The organism is Mesorhizobium sp. M0862 (assembly GCF_040319795.1).
Lineage (GTDB): Bacteria > Pseudomonadota > Alphaproteobacteria > Rhizobiales > Rhizobiaceae > Mesorhizobium.
In genome coordinates, this window is the sequence record NZ_JAMYOJ010000036.1 from 1 (window position 1) to 16413 (window position 16413).

Genomic DNA, 16413 nt, shown 5'->3' on the forward strand with positions numbered 1-16413 from the left:
GCGTTCCTTCGCGGGAATCAGGTGACGTGAACAATCACCAGCCTGCCATGACCGCCCCCTCTCAGCGAATTTGCAGAACTCTCAGCACACTACCCGCCAGACATATGACGTCAGGGCGGGCTGTTTGCGTTCAGATGGCGTCGCCCATGCCCCACGGCCTGAGCGCATGGGGCGACTGTCACCATTATTTCATGCCATTCCTGATTGCCTTTTGCGGCACTTTGGCTAAGAGGGGCGCGACGCTTTCAATCGATCAATCGGGGACATCGCAATGACCGCCATCATCGACATTGTCGGGCGTGAAATCCTGGACAGCCGTGGAAATCCGACCGTCGAGGTCGACGTCGTCCTCGAAGACGGCTCGATGGGCCGCGCCGCGGTGCCGTCGGGCGCGTCGACCGGCGCGCATGAGGCCGTCGAACTGCGCGACGGTGGCGCCCGCTATCTCGGCAAGGGCGTGCTCAAGGCGGTCGAGGCCGTCAATGGCGAGCTGTTCGAGGCGATCGGCGGCTTGGAAGCCGAAAACCAGATCCACATCGACCAGACCATGATCGAGCTCGACGGCACGCCCAACAAGAGCCGGCTCGGCGCCAACGCCATCCTCGGCGTCTCGCTGGCGGTCGCCAAGGCCGCGGCGGAAGCCGCCGGCCTGCCGCTCTACCGCTATGTCGGCGGCACCAAGGCGCATTTGCTGCCGGTGCCCATGATGAACATCATCAATGGCGGCGCGCATGCCGACAATCCGATCGATTTCCAGGAATTCATGATCCTGCCGGTCGGCGCGCCGACGCTGCGCGAAGGCGTGCGCTGGGGCTCGGAAATCTTCCACACGCTGCGCAAGAAGCTCAAGGATGCCGGCCACAACACCAATGTCGGCGACGAAGGCGGCTTCGCGCCCAATCTGAAGAGTGCGCCGGTGGCGCTCGATTTCATCATGGAATCGATCGAGAAGGCCGGCTTCAAGCCGGGCGAGGAGATCGCGCTTGGTCTCGACTGTGCGGCGACCGAATTCTTCAAGGACGGCAATTACGTCTATGAGGGCGAGAAGAGGACCCGCGATCCCAAGGCGCAGGCCAAGTACCTGGCCAAGCTTGCCGCCGACTATCCGATCATCTCGATCGAGGACGGCCTGGCCGAGGACGACTGGGAGGGCTGGAAGTACCTGACCGACCTGATCGGCAACAAGACGCAGCTGGTTGGCGACGACCTCTTCGTCACCAACACGGCGCGGCTGCGCGACGGCATCCGCATGGGTGTCGCCAATTCGATCCTGGTCAAGGTCAACCAGATCGGCTCGCTCACCGAAACGCTCGACGCTGTCGAGACCGCGCACAAGGCAGGCTACACAGCCGTCATGTCGCACCGTTCGGGCGAAACCGAGGATTCGACCATCGCCGACCTCGCCGTCGCCACCAATTGCGGGCAGATCAAGACCGGTTCGCTGTCGCGCTCGGATCGCATGGCCAAGTACAACCAGCTGATCCGCATCGAGGAAGAGCTCGGCAAGCAGGCGCGCTACGCCGGCAAGTCGGTGGTCAAAGCTTAAATTCTGCCGAACTGGCGAAAACGACGAAGGGCGGGATTTTCCCGCCCTTTTTCGTTGCGGCCGCTGGCTAATGCACCTGTCCGTAACCGTCCATTAAGCACAATCGAGCGACAAATGGCGGTCAAAGGATTGCGACCATGTGGACACGCCAGCACAAGCAGAGAAACACCGGCCGGCTGATCATCCCGTCGCTTTGCGTGGCGTTCCTGGCCTATTTCGGCTTCCATGCCTATCATGGCGAGTTCGGCATCAATTCCAAATATCAGCTCGAAGCGCAGACCATCGAATTGCAGGCCAAGTACGATGCCATCAAGGCGCGCCGGATCGATCTGGAGCGGCGCGTCCAGCTGATGCATGAGGGCACGCTTGAAAAGGATATGCTCGACGAGCAGGCACGCCGGGCGCTCAATCTGTCCCAGCCCGATGAAATCACCATCATGCTGCCGGCTAGTTCGAAATAACCGAGTTTCGGTTAATCGCTGTTATCTCCAACGATTCTGGGCGTTTAGGCGCATGCCAGCCATGCGTTTTTCTGCATGGCGAAACGCGGTCTCGCATGTTAGCTTCCTTCCAATCGGTGGGGAGGAGCTGCCCCCCCGGAGCAGACATGGTCTGCTTTAGTGTCCGCGAAGAGACGCCAACAGGGAGTGATGCATGGCCACCGCCGCCAAAAAAGCGCCTGCCAAATCCGTTAAATCGACATCCGCCAAATCAACGGGGCTTTCCGCCCCCAAGCCGGCCGACTTCACCAAGGACGAGGAGCTTGCCGCCTACCGGCACATGCTGCTTATCCGTCGCTTCGAGGAAAAGGCCGGCCAGCTCTACGGCATGGGCTTCATCGGCGGCTTCTGCCACCTCTATATCGGCCAGGAAGCGGTCGTCACCGGCATGAAGATGTCGCTGATCAATGGCGACCAGATGATCACCGCCTATCGCGATCATGGCCATATGCTGGCGATGGAGCTTTCCCCGCGCGGCGTCATGGCCGAGCTGACCGGGCGCCGTGGTGGCCTGTCGAGGGGCAAGGGCGGCTCCATGCACATGTTCTCCAAGGAGAAGCATTTTTACGGCGGCCACGGCATTGTCGGCGCGCAGGTTTCGCTCGGCACCGGGCTGGCCTTCGCCAACCGCTACCGCGACAACAACAATGTCTCGCTGACCTATTTCGGCGATGGCGCAGCCAACCAGGGCCAGGTCTATGAAAGCTTCAACATGGCCTCGCTGTGGAAGCTGCCGGTGATCTACATCATCGAGAACAACCGCTACGCCATGGGCACTTCGGTGTCGCGCTCGTCGGCCGAAACCAATTTTTCGCATCGCGGCGCCTCGTTCAAGATTCCCGGCATTCAGGTCGACGGCATGGATGTGCGTGCGGTCAAATCCGCCGGCGATCAGGCGACCGAATGGTGCCGTGCCGGCAACGGTCCGATCATCCTCGAGATGCAGACCTATCGCTATCGCGGTCACTCGATGTCGGATCCCGCGAAATACCGCTCCAAGGAAGAAGTGCAGAAGATGCGCTCGGATCATGATCCGATCGAGCAGGTCAAGGCGCGGCTGACGGCCAAGAAGTGGGCGACCGAGGACGAGCTCAAGAACATCGACAAGGAAGTCCGCGACATCGTCGCCGACGCCGCCGAATTTGCCCAGCACGACGCAGAGCCGGATCCGTCCGAGCTCTGGACCGACATCGTATTGTAACGGGAGGGCAAGGACATGCCGATCGAAATTCTCATGCCCGCTCTCTCGCCGACCATGGAAGAGGGCAATCTTTCCAAGTGGTTGAAGAACGAGGGCGACAAGGTCGTCGCCGGTGATGTCATCGCCGAGATCGAAACCGACAAGGCGACGATGGAAGTCGAGGCCGTCGATGAAGGCACGATCGGCAAGATCGTGGTTCCCGCCGGCACCGAAGGCGTCAAGGTCAATGCGGTGATCGCCGTGTTGCTGCAGGACGGCGAAAGTGCAGGCGATGTCGAAAAGAGCGGCCAGCCTGCCTCAACCCAGGATGCCGTTTCCGCTGGCGGTCAGCGGACCGATGCAGCCGAGGAAGGCTCAAAGGCGGCGGCTCCCCAGGATGCCGGCGAGGCTCCGAAGGCAGTTCCCGCCGCTCCGGCAGCCAAACCTGCCGCCGATCCGGATATTCCCGCCGGCACCGAGATGATCTCGACTACGGTGCGCGAGGCCTTGCGCGATGCCATGGCCGAGGAAATGCGCCGCGACGGCGATGTCTTCGTCATGGGCGAGGAGGTCGCGGAATACCAGGGCGCCTACAAGATCACGCAAGGGCTGCTGCAGGAATTCGGGCCGCGCCGCGTCGTCGACACGCCGATCACCGAGCACGGCTTTGCCGGCGTCGGCGTCGGTGCGGCGATGGCCGGCCTGAAGCCGATCGTCGAGTTCATGACCTTCAACTTCGCCATGCAGGCGATCGACCAGATCATCAACTCCGCGGCCAAGACGCTCTATATGTCGGGCGGCCAGATGGGCGCACCGATCGTGTTCCGCGGACCGAACGGTGCGGCCGCCCGCGTCGGCGCCCAGCATTCGCAGTGCTATGCCGCCTGGTACAGCCATATTCCCGGCCTGAAGGTGGTGATGCCGTACACGGCTGCCGACGCCAAAGGCCTGCTCAAGGCGGCGATCCGCGATCCGAACCCGGTCATCTTCCTTGAAAACGAAATCCTCTACGGCCAGTCCTTCGACGTGCCGAAGCTCGATGATTTCGTGCTGCCGATCGGCAAGGCGCGCATTCACAAACAGGGCAAGGACGTCACCATCGTCTCGTTCGGCATCGGCATGACCTATGCCATCAAGGCGGAAGCCGAACTGCGCGGCATGGGCATCGATGCCGAGATCATCGATCTCCGGACCATCCGCCCGCTCGACCTCGACACCGTCATTGCCTCCGTGAAAAAGACCAACCGCCTGATCGTGGTGGAAGAAGGTTTCCCGCAGAACTCGGTCGGCGACCACATCGCCAACCAGGTTTCGCAGCGCGCCTTCGATTTCCTCGACGCGCCGGTCATCACCATCGCCGGCAAGGACGTGCCGATGCCTTATGCGGCGAACCTCGAAAAGCTGGCTTTGCCCAATGTCGGCGAGGTCATAGAGGCGGTCAAAGCCGTCACGTATCGCTGACGGTCTTTCTTGCGGGGGAGGCAGAAATGGCGACGATGGCAGATGTGAGGAGAATAGCTTGGTCTCTATTTTGGCGGAGCTTCCTGTCTAGTATCGCTTGTGGATTTGTTGCTGGCGCGATTGTTGGGTTCGTCATTGGGTTCATTGGCGGTTTTTTTGGACTTCGCCATGAGGCAATTCAGGTACTGAGCTCTGTTGGGGGAGCATGCCTTGGGCTTGTAGCATCATTCCTTTGTTTGAATTTCTTCTTGGCCCGATCGATTGGCAAGGAATTCAAAGGCAAACGTCTAGAACTTGCCGTGGTTAGCCCGGCTGGCTTGCAGGGAGAGTAACTATGCCAATCAACATCACCATGCCGGCACTCTCGCCCACGATGGAAGAGGGCAATCTTTCCAAGTGGCTGGTCAAGGAGGGCGACAAGGTTTCGCCGGGCGACGTGATCGCCGAGATCGAGACCGACAAGGCGACGATGGAAGTCGAGGCCGTCGATGAGGGCACGGTCGCCAAGCTGGTCGTTCCGGCCGGCACCGAAGGCGTCAAGGTCAATGCGCTGATCGCCATTCTCGCCGGCGAAGGCGAGGATGCAGGGGCGGCGGCAAAGGGTGGTGGCGATGCCGCGCCCGCGAAAGCCGATGCCAAGCAGGATAAGGCGTCAATCTCCCCACCCGTGGGGGAGATGTCGACGAAGTCGACAGAGGGGGGCGCTGTCCCGCCGACCTCTCAGTCTGTCGCGCCCCCCTCTGGCCTGCCGGCCATCTCCCCCACAAGGGGGGAGATCAGCCAATCGTCAGGCGAGCGCACTTTCGCCTCGCCGCTGGCGCGGCGCATAGCCAAGGACGCCGGCGTCGATGTGTCCGCTGTGAGTGGCACCGGCCCGCATGGCCGTGTCGTCAAGGCCGATGTCGAGGCGGCGATTGCCGGCGGTGGCGCCAAGGCTGCACCGGCCGCGAAAGCCGCACCTGCCGGCGCTCCGGCACCTGCGGCTCCGGCTGCGGCACCCAAGGCGATGTCGGACGAACAGGTGCTGAAGCTGTTTGCCGAAGGGTCCTATGAGCTCGTCCCGCACGACAATATGCGCAAGACCATTGCGCGCCGCCTGGTCGAGGCCAAGACAACCATCCCGCATTTCTACCTGACGCTCGACTGCGAGCTCGATGCGCTGCTGGCGCTGCGCACACAGATCAATGCGGCGGCTCCGATGAAGAAGACCGACAAGGGCGAAGTGCCCGTCTACAAGCTGTCGGTCAACGACATGGTGATCAAGGCGATGGCGATGGCGCTGATGGCGGTGCCGGATGCCAATGCGTCGTGGACCGAAAGCGCCATGGTCAAGCACAAGCACGCCGATGTCGGCGTTGCCGTGTCGATCCCCGGCGGCCTGATCACGCCGATCATCCGCCACGCCGACGAAAAGACACTGTCCACTATCTCCAACGAGATGAAGGATCTGGCGAGCCGTGCCCGCAGCCGCAAGCTGAAGCCTGAGGAATATCAGGGCGGCACGACGGCTGTCTCCAATCTCGGCATGTTCGGCATCAAGGACTTTGCCGCCGTCATCAACCCGCCGCATGCGACGATCCTGGCGGTGGGTGCCGGCGAGCAGCGGCCGGTGGTCAAGAATGGCGAGATCAGAATCGCCAATATCATGTCGGTGACGCTGTCGACCGATCACCGCGCCGTCGACGGTGCGCTCGGCGCCGAACTTCTGGTCGCCTTCAAGCGCATGATCGAAAATCCGATGGGCATGCTGGTCTAGGAAGGAAAAAGGCTGTGCGGAAATTCGTCACCAGCCTTTTCGCCCTGATCCTTTCCGGCCTGGCCGGCGGGCTGGTGGCGCTGTGGCTGGCAATCGTCACCAATGCGAATTCCGAATACATCCTGGTCTTCATGGTTTCGGCGCTGGTCACCATCGTTGCGACGGTGGCGTTTTTCATCGCGCAGTTCGTGCCAAACCCGCAAAGGGCGATAAACCTGACGGGGCTTGTTGGGGTTTCGTTGTTCGTGCTGGCCGGAATCGGGCTGATTGCCTGGACCTTCTCGCAGCCGCCTGGCAAAGCCCAGTGGTCGGGCGATCTCCCCGTTGTCGCCGGTCTGTTTTTGCCAAGCATCGCCACGGTTATCGTGCAGTGGCTGTTCGTGGGATGGCGCGTGCGGCGCGGGCTTAGGGCGGAGGCGGGTGCGGGTGCATGAAGACGATCCTCTGCTACGGCGATTCCCTGACCTGGGGCTATGACGCGGCGAGCCTCGGGCGTCATGCGCTGGAAGATCGCTGGCCGAGCGTGCTCAAGGCGGCGTTGGGCGACGATGATATCGAAGTCATTGCCGAAGGTCTGAACGGCCGCACCACGGCTTTCGACGATCACCTGGCTGGTGCCGACCGCAATGGCGCCAAGGTGCTGCCGACGATCCTGACCAGCCATGCGCCGCTCGACCTGATCATCATCATGCTCGGCGCCAACGACATGAAGCCCTGGATCCACGGCAATCCGGTCGCGGCCAAGCAGGGCGTGCAGCGGCTGATCGACATCGTGCGCGGCCACGATTATCCGTTCGACTGGGCCGCGCCGCAAATCCTGATCGTCGCGCCACCAGCGGTCAGCCGCACCGACAATGCCGAATTCAAGGAAATGTTTGCCGGCGGCGACGAGGCCTCGAAGCGGCTGGCGCCGCAATATTCCGCGCTCGCCGACGAGGCCGGCTGCGGCTTTTTCGATGCCGGCACGGTGGCCGAGACCACACCGATCGACGGGGTCCATCTCGATGCCGAAAACACGCGCAATATAGGTGACGCATTGGCGCCATTGGTGCGTGTGATGCTGGAACTCTAGAGAAAATCAGGGAGAAACCCCGTGGCTGAATCCTACGACGTCATAATCATCGGCTCAGGCCCCGGCGGCTATGTCACGGCGGTGCGCTCCGCCCAGCTCGGCTTCAAGACGGCGATCGTCGAGCGCGAGCATCTCGGCGGAATCTGCCTCAACTGGGGCTGCATCCCGACCAAGGCGCTGCTGCGCTCGGCCGAGATCATGCACTATTCCGATCATCTGAAGGACTACGGCCTGAAGCTCGAAGGCGGCAAGGTCAGCGCCGACACGGCCGCTGTCGTCGACCGCTCGCGCAAAGTGTCGTTGAGGCTCAATGGCGGCGTCGCCTTCCTGATGAAGAAGAACAAGGTCGACGTCATCTGGGGCGAGGCGAAGCTCTCCAAGCCCGGTGAGATCGTCGTTTCCAAGACGGCCAAGAAACCGATGGAGCCGCAGCCGCCGGTGCCCAAGGGCGTCAAGGGCGAGGGGACCTACACCGCCAAGCACATCATTCTCGCCACCGGCGCCCGGCCGCGCGCGCTGCCCGGCATCGAGCCGGACGGCAAACTGATCTGGACCTATTTTGAAGCGATGGTGCCGAAGGAGATGCCGAAATCGCTGCTGGTCATGGGTTCGGGCGCCATTGGCATCGAGTTCGCCTCCTTCTATCGCACCATGGGCGCCGAGGTGACGGTGGTCGAGCTTTTGCCGGCGGTGATGCCGGTCGAGGATGCCGAGGTCTCGAAATTCGCGCAGAAGCAGTTCGAGAAGCAGGGCATGAAAATCATCCTCGAGGCCAAGGTGACCAAGGTCGAGAAGGGTGCCAACTCGATCACCGCCCATGTCGAGATGAAGGACGGCAAGGTCGAGAAGATCACCGCCGACCGCATGATCTCGGCCGTCGGCGTGCAGGGCAACATCGATAATCTCGGCCTCGAGACGCTCGGCGTGAAGACCGATCGCGGCTGCGTCGTCATTGACGGCTATGGCAAGACCAACGTTCCCGGCATCTACGCTATCGGCGATGTAGCCGGACCGCCTATGCTTGCCCACAAGGCCGAGCATGAAGGCGTGGTGTGTATCGAAAAGATCGCCAATTTCCCCGGCGTGCATGCGACAGACAAGCTGAAGATCCCGGGCTGCACCTATTGCAACCCCCAGGTCGCATCGGTCGGGCTCACCGAAGCCAAGGCCAAGGCCGAAGGCAAGGACATTCGTGTCGGCCGCTTCCAGTTCGGCGCCAACGGCAAGGCGATCGCGCTTGGCGAGGACCAGGGCTTCATCAAGACCATCTTCGACAAGAAGACCGGCCAGCTGCTCGGCGCGCATATGGTCGGCGCCGAGGTGACGGAGCTGATCCAGGGCTTTGTCGTGGCGATGAACCTGGAGACCACCGAGGAAGAACTGATGCACACCATCTTCCCGCATCCGACGCTGTCGGAGATGATGAAGGAAAGCGTGCTTGATGCCTATGGCCGTGCGCTCAACGCGTGATAAATTGCTGCCGCGAGACTCAGACGCATGCGCCGGAGGAACCTTACGGCAAGACAGTTCGTTTCCGGATGCATTTTCACCTGACACTGGAGGAGTTGGCATATGGACGTGAATGGCGTGGGCTGGATTGCGGCCATCATCATCGGCGGTTTGGCCGGGTGGCTGGCCGAGATGGTCATGAAGAGCAATACCGGCGTCTTGATGAACATCATTATGGGCATTGTCGGCGCGGTGGTGCTGAACGCAATTCTCAGGGCGCTCAACATCGAACCCTTCGGTGTCGGCTGGCTCGCCTACCTGATCACCGGCTTCATCGGCGCCTGCCTGCTGATCTTTGCCGGGCGGCTGATACGCCGCTAGACTACCGCTATGCGAAAAAGGCTGTGGCGGCATGCGCCGCCGCGGCCTTTTTCTTTGCACCGAAAAGTCCTAGATGACGTCAGAAGGGCGAATGCCGACGGGCAGACGCCAACAAGTCAGGTTTGAGATGGTCACCGTCCTCGACACGATCGCCAACGCGCCGCGCCTGCGGCACCCCGAGAAGGCGCACAAGCCTGATCAGGACGTGCTGCGCAAACCCGACTGGATCCGCGTCAAGGCGCCGATGTCCAAGGGCTATGCCGAAACCCGCGAGATCGTGAAGTCGCACAAGCTGGTCACGGTGTGCGAAGAGGCCGGCTGCCCCAATATCGGCGAGTGCTGGGAAAAGAAGCACGCCACCTTCATGATCATGGGCGAGATCTGCACGCGCGCCTGCGCGTTCTGCAATGTTGCCACCGGCATTCCGACCGCGCTCGATGCCGATGAGCCGGCGCGTGTCGCGCATGCCGTAAAGCAGATGGGGCTGACCCATGTCGTCATCACCTCGGTCGACCGCGACGATCTCGCCGATGGCGGCGCGCAGCATTTCGCCGAGGTTATCCGGGCGATCCGGGCAGCGACACCTCTGACCACGATCGAAATCCTGACGCCCGATTTCCTGCGCAAGGAAGGCGCGCTGGAGATCGTCGTGGCGGCCAAGCCCGATGTCTTCAACCACAATCTCGAAACCGTGCCGTCGAACTACCTGACGGTGCGGCCGGGTGCCCGCTATTTCCACTCGATCCGGCTGTTGCAGCGGGTCAAGGAGCTCGATCCGTCGATCTTCACCAAGTCCGGCATCATGGTCGGCCTCGGCGAAGAGCGCAACGAGATCCTGCAGCTGATGGATGACCTGCGCTCGGCCAATGTCGACTTCATGACCATTGGCCAGTATCTGCAGCCGTCGAAGAAGCACCACCCGGTGATCCGCTTCGTCACGCCGGAGGAATTCAGCTCCTTCGCGACGATCGGCAAGACCAAGGGTTTCCTGCTGGTGGCGTCGAGCCCGCTGACGCGCTCCTCGCATCATGCCGGTGACGATTTCGCCAGGCTGCGGGCGGCGCGTGAGGCGCAGCTCAAAAAAGCCAGTTAAATCCTGCTTCAATGCCGAAATTCGAAGCCACACGCCGCGTTGCCCACACGCCGGAGCAGATGTTTGCGCTGGTCGCCGATATCGAGACCTATCCGCAATTTCTGCCGCTGTGCGAGGCGCTGACGGTGCGCTCTCGCAAGGAGCGTGATCGCCGCACCATTCTCCTCGCCGATATGAGCATCGGCTACAAGGCGATCCGCGAGACCTTTACGACGCAGGTGCTGCTGAAGCCGGACGAGAACACAATCGACGTCAAATACATCGATGGGCCGTTCAAATATCTCAGCAATATCTGGCGCTTCGAGCCGGCCGACGGCGGCGGCTGCAACGTTCGCTTCTTCATCGACTACGAGTTCAAGAGCCGTATCCTCGGCGTGTTGATGGGCACCATGTTCGATCGCGCCTTCCGCATGTTTTCCGAAGCCTTCGAAAAACGTGCGGACGTCATCTACGGAACGACGCCCATCTCATGAGTGTCGCCGAGCGCGCGCAGGCCGATCTCCAGCGCATGCTTGACCGTCTCGCGGCGGATGAAGTCGCGGCCATTGTCGGCAAACATATTGAGCTCGGCAGCCACCGGCCCACCTCTTAGGGCAACTCCGAACCAGACGAGGCCGACCGGTTTTTCCGGCGAGCCGCCGCCTGGGCCGGCAATGCCGGTGACGGCAAGCGCAAGCCCGGCGCGCGAGCGGGCCAGAGCGCCCTCCGCCATCTCCAGAACCGTTTCGCGCGAGACGGCGCCATGCGCCTCGAGTGTGGCGGGCGAGACGCCGAGCATCTCCATCTTTGCTTCATCGGAATAGGTGATGAGGCCGCGATCGACGACAGCGGACGAGCCGGCAATGTCGGTCAGTGCCGAGATGATCATGCCGCCGGTGCAGCTCTCGGCCGTCGCCAGCATGATGCCGCGTTGCTGGCAGACCTGGAGCAGGGCGTTGGCAAGATCGCTGTTGTTCATGCGGGAACCTCCCCGGGGAAGACGACACTGGCGGTGGCGATGGCGGCGATGCCTTCCTCGCGGCCGACAAAGCCGAGTTTCTCGTTCGTCGTCGCCTTGATCGAGATGCGATCGCTGGAAATGCCCAGCATCGCCGACAGCGCATTGGTCATGGCCCCGCGATGCGGGCCGACGCGCGGCGCCTCGCAGATCAGCGTGATGTCGGCATTGGCGATGCGGCCGCCGCGTTCGCGCACCAACCTGGCCGCATGCTCGACGAAGATCTTTGACGCCGCGCCCTTCCATTGCGGATCGGAAGGCGGGAAATGCGTGCCGATGTCGCCGGCGCCGCAAGTGGCGAGCAGCGCATCGGTCAGCGCGTGCAGGCCGACATCGGCATCCGAATGGCCGGAAAGCTTCTTGCCGTGCGGAATGGCGACGCCGCACAGGGTGACATGGTCGCCGGCCTCGAAGGCGTGCACGTCATAGCCATTGCCGGTGCGAATGTCTGGAAAACGCTCGCCAGTAAGCCGTTGATCCGCCATCGCGATATCCCTTGCCCAGGTCAATTTGACATTGTCCGGCGACCCCTCGACGATTTTTACCGGAATATGCGCCCATTCGGCGATCGCGGCATCGTCGGTGAAATCCGCCTTGCCGAGATGATGGGCCTTTTCATGCGCGGCGAGCAACGGCCAGAACGGAAAGCCTTGCGGCGTCTGGGCGGCATGAAGGCCGGCCCTTGGCACCGTCTCTTCGATCATGCCGGTCGTCGACTCGCGCTTCAGCGTATCGGCGACGGGCAAAGCGGGCAGCGCGCCCTGCCGCTCGCCAATGGCGGCGATGGTACGGTCGATCAGGGCCGCGTCGACAAAGGGCCGCACCGCGTCATGGACAAGGACACGGCCGGGCGTACGGTCCCTCAGCGCCAGCAGGCCGAGCCGGACCGATGCCTGGCGCGACTCGCCACCGACCACGGCGGTAACCCGCTCGGCATACAGGCCGGCTGCCTTGTCGAAAAGCGCGCGGTCATCGGCATGGATGGCGACGACGACGGGGCCAATTTTGGGATGCGCCAGGAACGTCTCCAGCGTGCGCGCGATAACGGCACGGCCGCCGATGCGCTGATATTGCTTCGGCCCGTCGGCCTGTCCGGCACGCGCGCCGCGGCCGGCTGCAACGATGACCAAGCCGACCTTGTCGGTCGTCGCCTCGGCCGGTTTTTCGCTTGCGTCTGTCATGCCGAGAGGCTTAGTCGCGGCTTATTGCGAAGGCCAGCATTTTCCCAAATGCGCCGCAATGTGACGTCATTGCGCGTTGCACAATGCCTTTCTTATGGCTAGAGAATGTGCAGCAATCCGATATGCTTGGTTTTTGTGCATGCCTGAAGTGACAAAATTGGCTTCGCCGCTCGACGTTGGCGGCGTGACGATCCGCAACCGCGTCTTCCTCGCGCCCATGTCGGGAATAACGGACGAGCCGTTCCGGCAGCGCGCCGACGCGCATGGCGCGGGCCTAGTCGTGTCGGAAATGGTGGCGAGCGGCGAGCTTGCCAAGGGCAGGGTCGGATGCGACCTGCGCATCCGTCATTCCGGGCTGCCCGTCCATATGGTTCAGCTTGCCGGCCGCGAGGCCGAGCACATGGCCGAGGGCGCGCGCATCGCTGCCGGCGAGGGCGCCGACATCATCGACATCAATATGGGCTGCCCGGCCAAGAAGGTGACCGGCGGCTATGCCGGCTCGGCGCTGATGCGCGATCTCGACCATGCGCTGTCGCTGATCGAAGCGGTGATCGGCGCGGTCCAGGTGCCGGTCACGGTCAAGATGCGGCTCGGCTGGGACGACAATGCGCTCAATGCACCCGTCTTGGCGCGCCGCGCCGAAGAGGCCGGTGTTAAAATGGTGACCGTGCATGGGCGCACGCGCTGCCAGTTTTATCAAGGCAAGGCCGATTGGGGCGCCATCGCCCGCATCAAGGACGCCGTCTCGATCCCGGTCGTCGCCAACGGCGATGTGGGCTCGCCCGCGGAGGCCGCCGAAATCCTTGAACAGTCGGGCGCCGACGCGGTGATGATCGGTCGTGCCCATTATGGCGCGCCATGGACGGCGGGCCGCATTGCGGCGAAGGCTGCGGGCGACGCGCTCTCCGGCGTGCCGGAAAGCCCGCAAGCCATGGCCGACTACATCGTTTCCCACTACGAGGACATGCTGACGCTTTACGGCGTCGAAAGCGGCTTGCGCCAGGCGCGCAAGCATCTCGGCTGGTATCTCGACCGCCACTCTGCTGGCGTTTCCGATGAGCGGCGGAAAGCCATCCTCACCTCTTTCGAACCCGCCCGCGTCATTGCCTTGCTGCATGAGGTGTTTTCCGGCGGGGGCGAGGCCGCATCCATGCGGAGCGCTGCATGAACGCGCCTGCTGCACCGGGCACCGAGATGGCAAATGCTGCCCATATCGTGCTCAACACCATCCGCCGTCCGGTGATCATGGTCGATCCGGACGGGTTCATCACCTACGCCAATGCCGATGCGGAAGACTTCTTCCGCTCAAGTGCCAACATGCTTGCCCGCAACACACTGTCCAAGCTGATCCCGTTCGGCAGCCCGTTGCTGCAGCTGGTCGATCAGGTGCGCGAGCGCCGTGCGCCGGTCAACGAATACCGTGTCGACGTGTCGTCGCCGCGTCTCGGCATCGAGAAGGTCGTCGATCTCTATGTCGCGCCGGTGCCGGAATTCCCAGGCTCGATCGTGGTGATGTTCCAGGAACGCTCGATGGCCGACAAGATCGACCGGCAGATGACACACAGGGGTGCCGCGCGTTCGGTCACCGGCCTTGCCGCCATGCTGGCGCATGAGATCAAGAACCCGCTGTCCGGCATTCGTGGCGCCGCACAGCTGCTCGAACTCTCGGCGTCCGACGAGGATCGCGCCCTGACCCGCCTCATCACTGACGAGACTGATCGCATAGTCTCCCTGGTCGACCGCATGGAGGTGTTTTCCGACGAGCGGCCGATTGACCGCTATCCCGTCAACATCCATGTCGTGCTGGACCATGTGAAGGCAATCGCGAAGAACGGTTTTGCCAAGAGGATCAGGATAATGGAGGACTATGATCCATCATTGCCTCCGGTTTTCGCCAACCGCGACCAACTGATCCAGGTGTTTCTCAACCTGGTCAAGAACGCCGCCGAGGCGATCGGCGGCGCCCCGCAGGGCGAGATCGTGCTGTCGACCGCGTTCAGGCCGGGCATCCGCGTTTCCGTTCCCGGAACCCAGGACCGCGTGTCGCTACCGCTTGAATTCTGCGTGCGCGACAATGGGTCCGGCGTTTCGGAAGACATTCTGCCGATCCTGTTCGATCCGTTCATCACCACCAAGCCGAACGGCTCGGGGCTCGGCCTGGCGCTGGTGGCGAAAATCGTCGGCGAGCATGGCGGCATCATCGAATGCGATTCGACGCCGCGCGGCACCACCTTCCGAATCCTGATGCCGGCCTGGAAAGAAACACCCATCGACACTGCCGATGATGAAGGCGAAGGAGACCGCAAATGACGGTTCGCGGCAATATTCTCGTCGCCGACGACGATGCGGCCATCCGCACCGTGCTCAATCAGGCGCTGTCGCGCGTCGGCCATGAGGTGCGCGTGACCTCCAACGCCTCGACGCTGTGGCGCTGGGTGGCGGCGGGCGAGGGCGATCTGGTGATCACCGACGTTGTCATGCCGGACGAGAACGCCTTCGACATGCTGCCCCGCATCAAGAAGGCCCGGCCGGAGCTGCCGGTCATCGTGATGAGCGCGCAAAACACTTTCATGACGGCTATTCGTGCTTCCGAAACAGGTGCTTACGAGTATCTGCCGAAGCCGTTCGACCTGACCGAGCTGCTCAACATCGTCAATCGTGCGCTGTCAGAGCCGCGCCGACCGAAGATCGATACGCGACCGGAAGAACAGCCTGACGCCATGCCGCTGGTCGGCCGCTCGGCCGCCATGCAGGACATCTACCGCATGCTGGCGCGCATGATGCAGACCGATCTGACGGTGATGATCTCGGGCGAGTCCGGCACCGGCAAGGAATTGGTGGCGCGCGCGCTGCACGAATATGGCCGCCGCCGAGGCGGTCCGTTCGTCGCCATCAACATGGCGGCAATCCCGCGCGACCTCATCGAATCGGAACTGTTCGGTCATGAGAAGGGTGCCTTCACCGGCGCACAGAACCGCTCGACAGGCCGCTTCGAGCAGGCCGAGGGCGGCACGCTGTTCCTGGACGAGATCGGCGACATGCCGATGGAGGCGCAGACGCGGCTGCTGCGCGTGCTGCAGCAGGGCGAATACACCACGGTCGGCGGGCGCACGCCGATCAAGACCGATGTGCGCATCGTCGCCGCCACCAACAAGGATCTGCGCACGCTGATCAACCAGGGGCTTTTCCGCGAGGATCTGTTCTATCGCCTGAATGTCGTGCCGCTTCGGCTGCCGGGTTTGCGTGAGAGATCGGAAGACATTCCCGATCTGGTGCGGCATTTCTTCAAGATCGGCGCCAGCGAAGGCTTGCAGACCAAGCGCATTTCGACCGGCGGCATCGAATTGATGAAGCGCTATCCGTGGCCGGGAAACGTGCGCGAGCTGGAAAACCTGGTGCGCCGGCTTGCGGCGCTCTATTCGCAGGACGAAATATCAGCCGAAATCATCGAAGCCGAACTGAAGACAGGCGAAAGGCCGGTCGTTCCCGGCGGCGGCAATTTGATCCCGGACGATCTGTCCATCGGCCAGGCGGTGGAGCACTTCCTGCAGCGCTATTTCGCCTCTTTCGCCGGTGATTTGCCGCCGGCAGGTCTCTATCAACGCATCTTGTCGGAGGTCGAATATCCGCTGGTGCTCGCTTCCATGACGGCAACGCGCGGCAACCAGATCAAGGCGGCCGAATTGCTCGGCTTGAATCGCAACACGTTGCGCAAGAAGATTCGCGAGCTGGGCGTCAACGTCTACAAATCGTCGAGATCATGAGCGCCTGCTGCCCGAAGTGACGCGAGGTCATCC

The 16413-nt window shown here is 62.5% G+C and carries 17 protein-coding genes; 15 read left to right on the plus strand and 2 right to left on the minus strand.

What is annotated here, in order from left to right; translation table 11 throughout:
* Window positions 1-271 precede the first annotated feature (271 nt).
* From eno to NKI15_RS30500, 12 genes are all read left to right on the plus strand, one after another.
* The gene (gene eno, locus NKI15_RS30445) at window positions 272-1546 is read left to right on the plus strand and encodes a phosphopyruvate hydratase (protein WP_023701745.1); all 1275 of its coding nucleotides are present in this window, start codon (window positions 272-274) and stop codon (window positions 1544-1546) included.
* 137 nt (window positions 1547-1683) lie between these two features.
* On the plus strand, window positions 1684-2007 hold the full coding sequence (locus tag NKI15_RS30450) for an FtsB family cell division protein (protein ID WP_352515386.1): 324 nt from the start codon (window positions 1684-1686) through the stop codon (window positions 2005-2007).
* A gap of 193 nt (window positions 2008-2200) precedes the next feature.
* A complete protein-coding gene (gene pdhA / locus NKI15_RS30455) occupies window positions 2201-3247 on the plus strand; it encodes a pyruvate dehydrogenase (acetyl-transferring) E1 component subunit alpha (RefSeq protein WP_023682559.1) in 1047 nt (348 codons plus the stop codon).
* 15 nt (window positions 3248-3262) lie between these two features.
* Window positions 3263-4687 carry a pyruvate dehydrogenase complex E1 component subunit beta gene (locus NKI15_RS30460; RefSeq protein ID WP_023726782.1) on the plus strand — a complete coding sequence of 475 codons (1425 nt, stop codon included), beginning with the start codon at window positions 3263-3265 and terminating at the stop codon, window positions 4685-4687.
* A 26-nt stretch (window positions 4688-4713) separates the two neighbouring features.
* Window positions 4714-5019, plus strand: coding sequence for a hypothetical protein (locus tag NKI15_RS30465; RefSeq protein ID WP_023714177.1), 306 nt, complete (start codon window positions 4714-4716; stop codon window positions 5017-5019).
* A 2-nt stretch (window positions 5020-5021) separates the two neighbouring features.
* Entirely contained in the window at window positions 5022-6443 is a 1422-nt protein-coding gene (locus NKI15_RS30470; RefSeq protein WP_023706544.1) for a pyruvate dehydrogenase complex dihydrolipoamide acetyltransferase, read from the plus strand.
* Between the two features lie 14 nt (window positions 6444-6457).
* Window positions 6458-6877 (plus strand): hypothetical protein, encoded by a 420-nt coding sequence (locus tag NKI15_RS30475; protein WP_023668917.1) that lies wholly within the window; start codon window positions 6458-6460, stop codon window positions 6875-6877.
* On the plus strand, window positions 6874-7515 hold the full coding sequence (locus NKI15_RS30480; RefSeq protein ID WP_023682555.1) for an SGNH/GDSL hydrolase family protein: 642 nt from the start codon (window positions 6874-6876) through the stop codon (window positions 7513-7515). Before NKI15_RS30475 ends, NKI15_RS30480 begins: the two co-directional genes overlap by 4 nt.
* A 21-nt stretch (window positions 7516-7536) precedes the next feature.
* Window positions 7537-8985, plus strand: coding sequence for a dihydrolipoyl dehydrogenase (gene lpdA, locus NKI15_RS30485; protein ID WP_023668919.1), 1449 nt, complete (start codon window positions 7537-7539; stop codon window positions 8983-8985).
* Between the two features lie 102 nt (window positions 8986-9087).
* Entirely contained in the window at window positions 9088-9345 is a 258-nt protein-coding gene (locus NKI15_RS30490; RefSeq protein WP_023668920.1) for a GlsB/YeaQ/YmgE family stress response membrane protein, read from the plus strand.
* Between the two features lie 127 nt (window positions 9346-9472).
* Complete coding sequence (lipA, locus tag NKI15_RS30495) at window positions 9473-10438, plus strand: lipoyl synthase (RefSeq protein ID WP_023668921.1); 966 nt, start codon at window positions 9473-9475, stop codon at window positions 10436-10438.
* Window positions 10439-10449: 11 nt separating this feature from the next.
* Window positions 10450-10911: a type II toxin-antitoxin system RatA family toxin gene (locus NKI15_RS30500; RefSeq protein WP_023668922.1), complete on the plus strand. Its 462-nt coding sequence runs from the start codon at window positions 10450-10452 to the stop codon at window positions 10909-10911.
* On the opposite strand, the gene NKI15_RS30505 is transcribed toward NKI15_RS30500, so the two are convergent.
* Window positions 10887-11396 carry a CinA family protein gene (locus tag NKI15_RS30505; protein ID WP_023696095.1) on the minus strand — a complete coding sequence of 170 codons (510 nt, stop codon included), beginning with the start codon at window positions 11394-11396 and terminating at the stop codon, window positions 10887-10889. The two genes, NKI15_RS30500 and NKI15_RS30505, sit on opposite strands and share 25 nt — an antisense overlap.
* Entirely contained in the window at window positions 11393-12616 is a 1224-nt protein-coding gene (locus NKI15_RS30510; RefSeq protein ID WP_023696096.1) for a bifunctional 2-C-methyl-D-erythritol 4-phosphate cytidylyltransferase/2-C-methyl-D-erythritol 2,4-cyclodiphosphate synthase, read from the minus strand. Before NKI15_RS30510 ends, NKI15_RS30505 begins: the two co-directional genes overlap by 4 nt.
* Window positions 12617-12755: 139 nt before the next feature.
* Here NKI15_RS30510 and dusB point away from each other — a divergent pair, with 139 nt between their 5' ends.
* The 3 genes from dusB to ntrC are packed head-to-tail and all read left to right on the plus strand — an operon-like array spanning window position 12756 to window position 16380.
* Window positions 12756-13784 carry a tRNA dihydrouridine synthase DusB gene (gene dusB / locus NKI15_RS30515; protein WP_352515387.1) on the plus strand — a complete coding sequence of 343 codons (1029 nt, stop codon included), beginning with the start codon at window positions 12756-12758 and terminating at the stop codon, window positions 13782-13784.
* Entirely contained in the window at window positions 13781-14926 is a 1146-nt protein-coding gene (locus NKI15_RS30520) for a two-component system sensor histidine kinase NtrB (protein ID WP_352515388.1), read from the plus strand. The genes dusB and NKI15_RS30520 overlap by 4 nt, the downstream gene beginning before the upstream one ends.
* A complete protein-coding gene (gene ntrC, locus NKI15_RS30525; protein WP_023691281.1) occupies window positions 14923-16380 on the plus strand; it encodes a nitrogen regulation protein NR(I) in 1458 nt (485 codons plus the stop codon). The genes NKI15_RS30520 and ntrC overlap by 4 nt, the downstream gene beginning before the upstream one ends.
* Window positions 16381-16413: the final 33 nt, after the last annotated feature.